At 38.0% G+C, this 13137-nt stretch carries 7 protein-coding genes; all 7 read right to left on the reverse strand.

The annotated features are described in order from the left end of the window. Positions 1–249: 249 nt before the first annotated feature. Complete coding sequence (locus AA650_RS10965; protein ID WP_053539051.1) at positions 250–3876, reverse strand: hybrid sensor histidine kinase/response regulator; 3627 nt, start codon at positions 3874–3876, stop codon at positions 250–252. A gap of 499 nt (positions 3877–4375) precedes the next feature. Then, the gene (locus AA650_RS10970; RefSeq protein WP_053539052.1) at positions 4376–8242 is read right to left on the reverse strand and encodes a GAF domain-containing protein; all 3867 of its coding nucleotides are present in this window, start codon (positions 8240–8242) and stop codon (positions 4376–4378) included. Positions 8243–8416: 174 nt separating this feature from the next. Continuing rightward, on the reverse strand, positions 8417–8890 hold the full coding sequence (locus tag AA650_RS10975; protein ID WP_053539053.1) for a chemotaxis protein CheW: 474 nt from the start codon (positions 8888–8890) through the stop codon (positions 8417–8419). Positions 8891–9025: 135 nt separating this feature from the next. Next, a complete protein-coding gene (locus AA650_RS10980; protein ID WP_053539054.1) occupies positions 9026–9388 on the reverse strand; it encodes a response regulator transcription factor in 363 nt (120 codons plus the stop codon). A 204-nt stretch (positions 9389–9592) separates the two neighbouring features. Continuing rightward, positions 9593–10801, reverse strand: a complete 1209-nt coding sequence (locus tag AA650_RS10985) for a response regulator (protein WP_053539055.1) — start codon at positions 10799–10801, stop codon at positions 9593–9595. A 603-nt stretch (positions 10802–11404) separates the two neighbouring features. Further along, the gene (gene murQ / locus AA650_RS10990) at positions 11405–12325 is read right to left on the reverse strand and encodes an N-acetylmuramic acid 6-phosphate etherase (protein WP_039204873.1); all 921 of its coding nucleotides are present in this window, start codon (positions 12323–12325) and stop codon (positions 11405–11407) included. A gap of 163 nt (positions 12326–12488) precedes the next feature. Beyond that, positions 12489–12908 (reverse strand): DUF3110 domain-containing protein, encoded by a 420-nt coding sequence (locus AA650_RS10995; protein WP_027400778.1) that lies wholly within the window; start codon positions 12906–12908, stop codon positions 12489–12491. Positions 12909–13137: the final 229 nt, after the last annotated feature.

Consider the following 13137-nt stretch of genomic DNA (forward strand, 5'->3'; position numbering starts at 1 on the left):
TATCAGATTTTATAGTAGTAGACCTAATTTTAGCCATATTCAGGGCTGCACCACCCCTAAATATACCATAGCTTCACTAGCTGTTATCCTTATTCAAAATACAAAATTGCAGAAAATTCTCCATAAGTAGTCGGACAAAATTAAATTCACTCGTTGAGAGAGGGAACAGGGAACACTTCGACAAGCTCAGTGCATCGCAGGGAACAGGGAACAGAAAAATCAATTGTGTAATTAATTCTGTCCCATTACTTATTTACCTGCTGCTATTAATCCCTGGCTTGAATCCTCGTTATTCCCATTAGCTAAAATCTCAACGGTAGCGAGAAATTCATGCTCCAAGTAAGGCTTAGTTAAATAAGAATTTGCCCCCAATTCATAAGCTAACTGACGATGTTTATCTGCGCTACGAGAGGTGAGAACAATAACTGGTTTTTTAGCAAAATCTGGGTTTTGACGGATATGGCTTAACAATTCAAATCCGTTCATTCTTGGCATTTCTAAATCAGAGATAATTACTTCAATTTCTGGATGTAGATGTAGTTGTTCTAAAGCCTCCATACCATTTTGAGCTTGTAATACTTGATATCCTGATTTTTGTAAAGTGAGACAGAGAGTTTGCCGCAGACTAATAGCATCATCTACCACTAAAATTACTTTTGGTGATTGGCTATTTCCTGACACATTAGCGGTTAACTGTTTGTGGGTGTGAGTGGCAACTGTCTCTGGTAAAGCTTGTTGATTTGCTGCGGGTGCCATCGGGAGCGACATGACATCCAATGTAGCTTGCATTTCTTTAGTATCAATAAGCAGCGTCCCATCAATAATTAAGATCAAGTTACCATTAGCCAAACTACTGCAACCATAAACATATTTTGGTGGGGTAATGGAACTTCCTAACGGCCTAATTACTAATTCTTGTTCTCCAATAATTTGATCAACTTCTATGCCTACCATACCATGATGGCGACGCAATAAAATGATGGGATTTTTCACCATTCCTGCTTCTGAATTATCTGGGAAATTTTGCAGATTATTTGTACTCAAAACTGCGCCATTATAGTACATTAACCCCGCCAGTTTTTGGATATTGACCATCAATTCATCTTCATCTGTCCGCCAATGTAAAAACTGTTTGCCTTCAAATTCTTTGATTTGTTGAGCAGAGGGAATAACTATTTTTTCAATACTATCTTGTAGTAAAGCGTAAATAACACCACCTGCTTGAACTAACATGAGTTTATCTGTAGTCATAGAGAAAGGAATTTTAAGAATAAATGTTGTTCCCTGCTGAGGTGATGATTGCACAGAAATTGAGCCGTTAAGTAATTGTATTTGGGTACGAACAATATCTAAACCCATCCCGCGTCCAGAGATTTCACTAACTTTCCCGGCTGTAGAAAATCCCGGAGCAAACATCATCTCTATTAATTCAGATTCGGTGAGGCGATGAACATAATCTCCACTATTATCATGGGGAATTAGATTAAGTTCTATGGCTCTGCTACGAACTTTTTCTAAGTTTAATCCTTGTCCATCATCATGGATTTCAATAACAGTTTGACTACCTTGATTATAGGCAAAAATCTCAATGATACCCTGTGCTGATTTGCCTCTTTCTCGGCGAATTTCTGGAGATTCAATCCCATGATCAAAAGAGTTGCGTGCCAGTTGCAAAAGGGGATCATAGAGTTTTTCGGCGATCGCTTTATCAACTAGAACATCTGTACCAGTAAGTTTTAATTCTACCTGTTTTCCATAAACATTGGCTAGATTCTGCACCATTTGCGGAAAGCGGCTGAGGATAGTTCCTAAAGGTAACATTCTCGCTTCTACCAAGTTATCTATAATATTTAAGGTTAAGGTTTGTTGTTTCTCCCCAATTTGAGCAGCTTGTTTCATCAGTAATTCTAGGGATTCGGAAGTTTCTTGTATTTGCAAGGTTTCTTCCATTGCTGAATGCAGTGTTAACTGAAACTCTGAATATACATCCATTTCTAAGGAATCAAAATTTACTGAACTCAGGGACTGGGTATGATGAGATGAGACATTATTTCCTTGTAATGGCAAATCTCGTAATTGATATAAAGTTAATTGGTGTTGGTGAAGTTGCTGACTTAATCTATCAATTAATTCTATAACTTGGTCATCATATAAAGTCCGTCTTTTTTGAGAAATTAGTAATTCACCTGTTATGTAATTCAGGCGTTGTAGTCCTTCCACATCAACACGGACAAAGGAAGATTGTCGAGAGTTTCTAGTAACTGCATCAGTAGTTTTTTCTTCTAATTGCTGATTAATTTTTGTATCATAGTTTGTGACTACCTCTTCACTAACTGCTGATGATGTCACACTTTCTAAATAAATATCATCTTGAACGCCTTCTGTTGTTTCTATGATTGGCATTGCGAGTATATTATCTGGCTCTAAAATAGATTCTCCTCCCCATATTGATTCCAGAAGGCTATTATTTTCTTCGAGTAATGAAGAAGGAACTATTTCTTTGATTACTAGCAAATCTTGTAATTTAGGATGATCTAGCCAGTTTTTTTCGGCTTCTGTGACTGGTGGATAATTTTTATATTCTTTGCCTAATTCACGAATTTGCTGCCTTAATTTTTTGATAATGGGAATGGCACTATTATTTTGCTCAACAGTATATTGGAATTTAGCAATGGCTAAAATAATAATTAAAATTACACCACGACGATGGAGACATAAAGATTTGCTATCCCCTACTTTTTCTATAAAGTAAAGAAATTGTTCTAGCCAATGTTCTAAATAATTGACGGGATATTTCTGACTAGATGAAGGAATTAATAAAGATAGATTTAACTCTGATTCTGGTATTTCTCTGTACTGATTAAACCAGCCAAAAATATAGCGAATAGTTTTTAAATAAACCTTGGCGTGAACTGGTTTTAAAGGTTGATTATTCCCATTGCTAAGAGTAGTTAAAAAGTGATAAAATTCTGTTGTATTATTAAAAAATGTATCAGCAAAAGATTGGTGAATAGATCCCAGATATGACTCAGATTTTGGGATTGTTGCCAAAGAACTGGTTGTGATTACAGGAAATAAATCATCATTTGTCGTATTTACCAGCGCTTGCAATTCTAAAGATGCTGAACCTCCAGAAGTGCGATCGCCCCCTAAAACAGCTATTTGTGCTGCTTTTAAATCAGTGAAAGCGATTTTAGCAATTTCTCGCACCTTTTGGGGATTTGCATCTAAAACCGCCATAATTGTGCGTGCCAATTTTTCCAATCCTGGTAGATTCAAAGATTCTGCCAAGCCAATAAATACTTCACTTTGAGAGTGGAGTAATTCACAAAATTCAGTATTATCTGGTGGATTAGTAAGAGCCTGATTCAGAATATCTAGACGTTGTTTTACTCCTACTTCAAAAATAGATTTAACAATATCAAATCCTAACTCTTCCGATGTCGGCACATGAGTTTCTGCTCCGAAAGCATCACCTAACTTTTCTTGGATTTGAATAAATACTGTAGTAGCTCGGTTCAAAAGTTCATCAGCATTGATGTTACTGCTAGTAACTTCTGCCGTCACTGCTAATTGTAGACATTCATAACCTTCAACAAGTAAAGTTTGTAATTCACTATCAATAACAACATTAGGATTATATAAAGCCTTAAATATATCTTCTAAAGAATGGGCAATTGTCATGATGGTATCGAGTCCAACATTTGCTGCCCCACCCTTAATTGTATGGGTTGCCCGCATTAGATTATGTATTTTAGCTGTGCTAGAATTTTCAACTAAAGTATATAAATCTTGTTCAATAGTTTGCAATAATTCCGGTGCTTCGCCCAAAAAATAGGCATAGCCTTGTTCACGAATTGCTTGATCTGTAATCATAATTTTTGATTTTTGATTTTAAATCGAGGAGTTCAGCAGGTAGGGGCGCAGGGCCTGCGCCCATTCAGGAGTATGGCTAACCCCACGCTGCGCTATCAGGAGTTCACGAGTTCAGGAGTATGGCTAACGCCACGCTGCGCTATCAGGAGTTCACGAGTTCAGGAGTTCAGAAGTTCAGGAGTTCACGAGTTCACGAGTTCAGAAGTTCAGAAGTTCAGAAGTTCAGAAGTTCAGGAGTTCACGAGTTCAGGAGTTCACGAGTTCACGAGGAAGAAAGAAATTTCTCCCCTACTTCCCTACTCCCCCTACTCCCCCTACTCCCCCTACTCCCCCTACTCCCCCTACTCCCCTACTCCCCCTACTCCCCCTACTCCCCTACTCCCCCTACTCCCCTACTCCCCCTACTCCCCCACTCCCCCACTCCCCCACTCCCCTACTCCCCTACTCCCCCACTCCCCCACTCCCCCACTCCCCACTCCCCCACTCCCCCACTCCCTATTTATTTGACTTTAAACTTACTAGCAGTCGCTAATAAATCCTGTGCCATTCCAGTTAAGCTTTGAAAAACATGGGCAATTTCTTGAGATTCCCCAAAGGTTTTGTTAGCGATTTCTGCCACATCATTCATGGATTTAGTAACTGTACCAGATTGCTGCATTTGTACTTGGGTGGCTTCAGTAATGCGTTCAATTAATTGACTAATTTCCGCAGTTGCAGACACAATGGCATTAAGATTTTGGCGAGTTTCATTAACTAAGTTTGTTCCTTCGACAACTTGCTGAATCCCTGTTTCCATTGCTACGGCAACTTCCCCAGTTTCCGCTTGAATCTCCTGAACTAATTTTTCAATTTCGATAGTTGCAGCTGCTGACTGACGAGATAAAGAACGGACTTCATCAGCTACTACTGCAAAGCCTTTCCCATATTCACCGGCTCTAGTGGCTTCAATAGCTGCATTCAGAGCTAGAACGTTAGTTTGAGTGGCAAAGCTACTAATCAGATTTACAACTTTGGAGATTTTTTGAGATGATTCACTCAGACGTTTAATCTTTTTGCTGGTTTGAGCTACGGTTTCTCGAATGGCTTGAATAGCATTAACTGTTTCATTCATCGCGGTATCGCCAGAATCTACAGTTTTGTTGGCTTGTTGGACGGCTATCTGTACTAATTGGGCATTATTTACTACCGCTTGTGTCGAATTTACCATCTGTTGCAGATCACTTAAAGCCTTAGTGATTTCCCCAGATTGTTGTTCGGCTAAATGAGTCAATCCCACCAGTGAGGTACTGCTATTACTGGAGGTTTGGGCTACCTGTTGAGAAGCTGTTTGTACTTGAATAACGATCTGCTGTAGTGCTTGCACAGTCCCGTTATAAGCATCAGCAATTGTTCCTATTTCATCCTCAGTAATGGGGGCGCGGACTGTCAAATCCCCTTTGAGGGCTGGTTTCAGGGCAATTAGCAGTTGAATGGAACGCTGTTGGAGTAGTTCTTTGGCTGCTTTTTCTCTTGTTGCTGCTTCTGATAGTTTGGTTGATTGGGTTTGTAGCTGTTGTAAGAATTCTGTTTGTTGCAAAGCTAGTCCTAATTGATCACCAATCCGCGCTAACAGATTGGTTTCAGGCTCTTCCCAATGGCGGGTACTAGAGTTTTGATAAACTGCCAGTAGTCCCCAGAGTTTTTCGCCAAATAGGATGGGGACAATTGCATAGGCTTTGGCTTCAAATCCTTCCAGGAGTTCAATGTAACAAGTATCAAAGCTGGCTTGATAAATGTCGTTGACTATTAATTTGCGACCTTTTTTATAATCACCACCGTTCATGGCTTGCAAACAAGGGTCATTAAAGGCGGTTTTTAGTTCGGATGTAACTAGTTTGATCCAACCTGGAGCTACTGATTCGGCGACAAAATGACCACCCCAGTCTGAGGTGAATTTATAGACTGCGACGCGATCGCATTTAAATAGTTGGCGGATATCTTGGGTGGTAGATTTGAAAATTTCTTCGATCCCGGAAGTTAAGGACTGACGAATTTGGTTAACAATCTTGGAGAAGGTTTTTTCCTGTTCAACTATCTGGGCAATTTTAGCAGATTGTTGTCGTAATCTATCTAGATAATCAACTTGGGATTTAGCTAGGCTAAATTGCAATCCTATTTGAGTTAAAAAGTTGGCTTCTGAAGTTTGCCATTCACGGGTTGCAGAATTCTGATAGGCTGCTAATAAGCCCCATAATTTTTCTTCAAAAAAGATGGGGACGATGATGTAGGCTTTAACTTCAATCTGCTCTAAAATCTCGATATGACATTGAGCATAACCAACTTGATAGATATCATTAACTACAGAGATTTCACCTTTGGCGTATCTACCACCTTGGGTTTCTTGGAGGTGGCTATCTTCCCAAACCATTTGGAAGTCTGGTGTTACTACTTTTTTCCAACCCATACCTACTGATTCGGCGATAAATTTACCACTCCAATCAGGGAGAAATTGATAGACTCCCACGCGATCGCATTGCAGAGCCTGACGAACTTCCTGGGTAGTTGTTTTGAATATTTCTTCTACATCTAAGGATTGACGAATGCGGTTAACAATTTTATTGATGGCTTTTTCTTGTTCAGCCCGTTGTGCTAGTTCTTCTGACTTAGATTCTAGGGTTTGTAGATAATCTATCTGAGTTTTAGCTAGGCTAAATTGTAAACTTACCTGAGATAAAAAGTTAACTTCTGAAGATTGCCATTCATGAGGTGCTGAATTTTGATAAGCTGCTAATAAACCCCATAATTTATCGCCAAAGAAAATTGGGACATTGATATAAGCTTTAGCTTCAAACTGCTCTAATAATTCTAGATAACAAGGGGTAATATTGGCTTGATAGATATCATTTACCGCTATGGCTTCCCCTTTAGCAAACCGCCCGCCCTTGGTTTCTTGCAGATAAGTATCTTCAATGATATCTGTCAGGTCTGTACTAACTAATTTACCCCAACCATTGCTCACTGATTCTGCAACAAACTTACCGCTAAAATCTGGATGAAATTGATAAACTGCAACCCGATCACATCGCAAAACCTGACGTAGTTCCTGAGTAGCAATTTTAAAGATTTCTCCCATATCCAAAGATTGCCGGATGCGGTTAATAATCTTAGTTAAAGCCTTTTCCTGTTTGGTAATCTGAGTTAATTGTTCAGTTTGTTTTTGTACTTTTCCTAGATATTCTCCTTGGGAAACAGCTACACCAAATTGTGAACCAATCTGATTTAAAAAGCTGACTTCCCAATCTTGCCATTCCCGCGCTCCAGTATTTTGATAAGCTGCTAATAAACCCCACAATTTTTCACCAGAAAAAATGGGAGAAATTATATAAGCTTTGGCTTCAAACTGTTCTAAAACATCAATGTGACATTGGGCTAAACCTACTTTATAGGTGTCATTAACGACAAAGGTTTCTCCATTGGCATATCTACCACCTTTTGTCTCTTGAAGGTGGGTATCTTCCCAAACCATTTTATAATCGGGGGTGACAACTTTCACCCAATTATTTCCCACAGATTCGGAGACAAATTGACCACTCCAATCATCACTAAAACGATACACCCCAACGCGATCGCATTTCAATAGTTGGCGGACTTCTTGAGTAGTTGTTTGAAAGATTTTTTCGACATCTGGCTGTTGTAAAATCTTGGTAATAACTTTCGCTGCTGACTGTTTAGCTAGGGAAGATTGTTTTAGTTCTTTTTGTAATTTAAATCCTTGAACTCTATAAGTGATTTCTGTGGTAATTTGTGATAAAAGTGTGGTTTCTGTTTCTTGCCATTGTCGAGGTATGCCACAGCTATGAACTACCAATAAACCCCACACTTTACTATCAATAAAAATAGGTAAGCTCAAACTAGCTCTAACTTGAAATTTTTCGAGTAGCTGCTTTTGGTAGGGGGTAACTTGAATTTTACTAATATCGTCAATAATTACAGGTTCTAAATAATCTGCACTGGTATAAACACCAAACACGATAGCCGCCAGAGTTTCATTAATCGCAGGTGTCCAACCAGTGCTTCTTGATTCAGCTAAAACAGTTCCAGTATCATCTGTGTTAAACTTATAAACTAAGACGCGATCGCATACTAACTTAGCTTTAATTTCTGCTACTGTTACAAATAATAACTTCTCCAAATCCCCAACTAGGCGCATTTTAGTAGTTATCTCTTGAAATCGCTGTCTCCAGATTTTAAATTCCTGGGCAATTAAACTTTTACTAGATGAATCATAATTAGATCCATTGCCATTATCTTTTTTCTTTTCTTCATTTTCTGATGTACTAAAAATGTTTCCAGCATCTTCATTTTGGTTTTGATATAAAGTTGTCATGCTATTAACCTCAATAATTGTAGTAAAGTGTAGGGAATAGAGAATAGAGAATAGAGAATAGAGAATAGAGAATAGAGAATAGAGAATAGAGAATAGAGAATAGAGAATAGAGAATAGAGAATAAAAATTATGATTACTAAACTTCTTATTCTTTATTGACTCCTGACTCCTTATTTAACTATGTGTTGTCCAGATAGAAGTTTGCAGCATTGCTGAAGCATCCAAATTAAAAATCATTTGTTCAGAATCATTAATGAAATATCCCTGCAAAAAAGGTATCATTTCTGGATAGAAAACCTCCCCAGATGGTTGTTTCATTTGCTGGGTATCCAACCAATCAATATCTATGAGTTGACGGATTAATATTCCCAAATACTTACCTTCATGTTCTACCACTAATGCCATCATTTTGGACAAAACATTTGACCCTTGCAAAAGTGGTGGATAACCTAGCATTTCCTCCAAGTCAACCAACCACAACATTTCCCCCCGCCAATTATAAATTCCGACAACACAATTAGGCATTTGGGGAACACCACATATTTCTGTTAGTGGTATTTGTACAACTTCTGTAATTTGCTCCAGGGGAATTACTGCTGTATCTCTGACTCCTAAAGAAAAGCTCAAAAATTTTTGTTTGGTTTCCAAAATTAGTGTCCCCTACCCTCAATAATTCTTTTTAGCCCCTGAAAATGCAGATTGCTTTACCGAAAGGGTACAGACTTCTTCAAATTTTAAATCTAAAACCTAAAATCTAAAATTCGGTGACTAACCCACAATTCATCATTTAATCAATCTTTTTAAAGTCAGCACTAATTCTTCCTTATCTACTGGTTTAGCTAAATAAGCATCAGCACCTAACATATTCCCCCACATTTTATCTACATCACTGCTTTTAGTAGAGCAAAAAACTACAGGAATATTACTAGTTTCGGTATTATCTTTTAACTCCCGACAAATTTCATAGCCGCTTTTATCCGGCAAAATTACATCCAAAACTATTACATCCGGTTTATTCCTACCTATTTTAGATTGTGCTTCTGCACTATTTGTAGCGCAAACCACAAAATAACCAGCTTGCTGTAAGTATTTACTGATAACTTCCATATCAGTTAAGCCATCTTCTACTACTAAAACGGTACTCATAACAATTACCTATTGAATTCTTTTAAAAAGATTTAATGCTGGTGGCAACCAACAAAACAATCAACAGTTAGCATTGTTAATCTTAACACTATTTTATTATTACTATCTCAGTAAAAATCATGAACTTTTTTCAAGATATCTCAATCCAAGAGTCGGTAAATACTGATTCTTATGTATATTACCTGTTTTTATCACTAATTGAGGTCAAAAATTTTTCTTACTGGTAGCTTCTAAATTAGTATCATGATTATTGTTTGATAAATTGGGGACGCGTAAATATTTACGAACTACATTCATAACCCGATCTGCTACGATTGGTTTAGAAATAAAGTCTGTAGAGCCGACAACTTTCGCCCGAACTCTATCTATTAAACCATCATTACCAGTTAATATGATTACTGGTGTCTCCGCAAAAGCGGAAATTCTGCGTAATTGTGTACATACTTCATAGCCACTGGCTATGGGCATAATCAAATCTAAGAAAATTAAATCTGGCTTTTGTTGGATGATAATAGGTAAAGCTTGGATAGCGTCTTGGATTTTAATAAATCTCAGTCCATGACGGGTCATAATTCCTTCTAAGATGTTACACACCTGGGGACTGTCATCTACACAAACTATTAATGGAGGAGCTTGATTTTTGGGGTTTCTACTAGTGGAACTACTAGATTCGACTGTTAAGGGTAAATCAGGTACTGATACTAACTCAATAATGCCTTTAAGAATATAGGGAAGTAGGGAACGTGCTACAGGCATGACATCTTGTTTCATTCTGATGCTTAACTCCCGTAATGTGGATTGACCATTAATTAAACTCACAAAATTTTTATATACAGATGGATTTACCATTTGCTGTAGTTGTTCTGGTCGGCGTAAAACTGGCGCTAAATTAGGAGAAATATTTGTTAGTCCAGCTTGTGACCAAATTGACCACGCATCTTGCATTTGTTTAATGGACATATCTGCATTTGTGAAGCTCATAGGCATTTCTAATATGATTTTCTGGCTGTAATTGCAGGTGACAGCCGCAAAACCTAGTTCCTGAGCTAGATCAAAAAATAATTCAGCTACAGTGTTTTCCACAATGGCATGAATTTTTTCTCTTTGAATTTTCTGTCTTTTATGTAGCATCTCTATGAGATTATAATCCCAATGGTCAATAGCTATATCTTCATAACGACAGCGAATTTTAGTGATATCAATATCAGGACAATGTTGAGCCATGTTTCTGCGCCAACGTCTGAAGGGATGATCACTACCTATAGCCCATACTATTCTACCTAAACGGTAGTAGAAGGTCCATTCTCGTCCTTTAGAACTTTTGATATTTAGTTGTCCGTTATATTGGACTTGAGTACACTTTTTAAATTCGTTGAATAGGTTTTGCGCTTCTGTTACTTCTGGTTTGGTCATCATACTTTCCCTGAAAATTTATTGATTTAGTATTTATAAAAATCCATGTTTGGCTTGTTTGACAAGCATTTGACAATTTAATTGGGAGGATTAATACCTATGCCGACTTTCTAAATATAGATATGCAAACCAATAAAATCTTTAGGATATTATTAATAGGGCTTCAGACGTTTGGCGAGGGTATTGGAGGATTACACACAAATGTAATTTAGTTATTGTTATGTAACAGTACTCGATATTTAGAATAGTAAGTAATTGGACAAAAATATTTACAGTCATTGCGAGCGAAGGGAAGCAATCACAACCCTTGGAATTGCTTCATTTCACTTCGTTCCATATGGCTAACGCCACGCAACGCTTACGCAATGACATTGTGTAATTAATTCTGTCTCACTACTTAGTAAATATTAAAAAGTCTCAGATTAATTTAGCGGTATGCAATTAACCATCTGTTTTATTTACTCAATAATCCTGTAATATTATACTCATTTTGTCTATGATACTATATCAGTAATAACGCTTATTTTTAGGGTACAAGAAACCGTAAGTAATTATCAATTACCCATTTTTAATTCTGTTTTGTGATGTTGGTAAATTTAGTAGTTAAGTATTCTGATTGTAGCTGTTTACAGCTAGTCGAAGATTACCGTGATGGGCTGCTAATAGTTTTTTACCTGCTTCTTGGTCTAAGCTAGTCCAGTGCATTAATAATGCTAATTTCACCCATTTACCGCTATGTTCTAGTAAAAAACCAGCGGCTTCTCGACTTAAACCAGTGAGGTCTTGTAAGATGCGTAAAGCGCGATCGCGTAATTTTTGATTAGTGACAGCGACATCAACCATGCGATTCCCATAGACCTTACCTAGTTTCACCATTACCCCCGTCGAGAGAGTATTCAAAACTAATTTTGTCACTGTTCCTGCTTTCAAGCGAGTAGAGCCAGCTAAAACTTCTGGACCTGTCAACAACCGAATATCAATATCAGCTTCAATACTAACTTGTTCGGCGGGAACACAGGCGATAAAAATAGTCTTAGCTCCCCGTTGACGTGCTGCATTAATGGCACCGTGAACAAAAGGAGTTGTTCCCCCAGCAGTAATACCGACGACTACATCCAATTGGGTAATTTGTCGTTGAGCGATCGCACTTTCCCCATCTTCAGACCGATCTTCCAAATCCTCAGAACTGCGGACTAATGCTCCCGCACCACCAGCAATAATCCCTTGTACCAATTCTGGGGAAGTGCAGAAAGTCGGTGGACACTCAGCAGCATCCAATACTCCTAATCTCCCACTCGTCCCTGCACCTACATAAAATAAACGTCCACCTTGACTTAGCCTTTCTGCTGTGCAGTCAATGGCTGCTGCTAACTGAACCTTCGCAGCCGCTACTGCTGCTACTGCTTTTTGGTCTTCGCTATTAAATAACTCCACCAATTCCAGGGAGTTAAGTTGGTCTAAATTGAGACTATTGGGATTAACTTGTTCGGTGAGTAAATGCCCTCGTTCCTGAAAATTTGTCATATACTTTGTGTCAGTTGTCAGTTGTTAGTTGTTAGTTGTCAGTTGTCAGTTGTCAGTTGTTAGTTGGTTAGTTAGTTGTTAGTTGGTTAGTTGTCAGTTGTTAGTTGTCAGTCGTCAGTTTTTATTTACCCATAATGACTAATGACCAATGACTAATGACTAATTATAATAAACCTTCCAGTTTGCGTCGAATACTGTCTAAATCAGAATTAGCAATTTCTGGCGCAGGTGGACTGTAAGATAAAAAGTCTTCATCAGTATCCTCTATTTCTGGTTCAGGTTGCCAATCAGTTTGTTTGACATTCGTTTCTGGTGGCAATACTAATTCGTTATTTTCCGCTACAATTTCCCAGAGATAGCCAGTGCTTTCGCAAAATTCCTTAACATCATCGGCATTCATCATTTCCACTGTCGGGACAGCAAAATCCTGTGCTTCTAACATTAAAGCAAAGCGGGTGGCATCATCCTCTGACTCAAACATGAGGATTTTATTCCCTTCTATCCCTTGAGCATTGCTAATCCGAATGCTGTGAATCCCCTCATTATCAGTGCCAGCATTGAACATTAGTACAAAAACACGCATTGTCTATCCTTTGATTCAGTTCTCTAATTTATCTTAAAGTTCAATACTGTATATTCATAAAAATCTCCAATAATTTTTGTGAGATTATTGGAAGTTAGGCATAGACCAAAAGGCATAATTTGCAAATTCTACCAAAACCAAAGTTTTTATTTTCGCACTTATCCCGTTATACTCTAAGAGTTAAGAGACTTCCAAATAAAAAAATGTCCCAAAACTGATGCAGAAATTC

Origin of the sequence: Anabaena sp. WA102 (assembly GCF_001277295.1) — a bacterium.
Classification (GTDB): domain Bacteria; phylum Cyanobacteriota; class Cyanobacteriia; order Cyanobacteriales; family Nostocaceae; genus Dolichospermum; species Dolichospermum heterosporum.

Excerpts from the sequence above, each read along its gene's own strand:
- AA650_RS10980 (WP_053539054.1), bottom strand. The coding sequence starts at position 9,388 with ATGAGTACCGTTTTAGTAGTAGAAGATGGCTTAACTGATATGGAAGTT.
- murQ (WP_039204873.1), bottom strand. The coding sequence starts at position 12,325 with ATGACAAATTTTCAGGAACGAGGGCATTTACTCACCGAACAAGTTAAT.
- AA650_RS10985 (WP_053539055.1), bottom strand. The coding sequence starts at position 10,801 with ATGACCAAACCAGAAGTAACAGAAGCGCAAAACCTATTCAACGAATTT.
- AA650_RS10965 (WP_053539051.1), bottom strand. The coding sequence starts at position 3,876 with ATGATTACAGATCAAGCAATTCGTGAACAAGGCTATGCCTATTTTTTG.
- AA650_RS10970 (WP_053539052.1), bottom strand. The coding sequence starts at position 8,242 with ATGACAACTTTATATCAAAACCAAAATGAAGATGCTGGAAACATTTTT.
- AA650_RS10995 (WP_027400778.1), bottom strand. The coding sequence starts at position 12,908 with ATGCGTGTTTTTGTACTAATGTTCAATGCTGGCACTGATAATGAGGGG.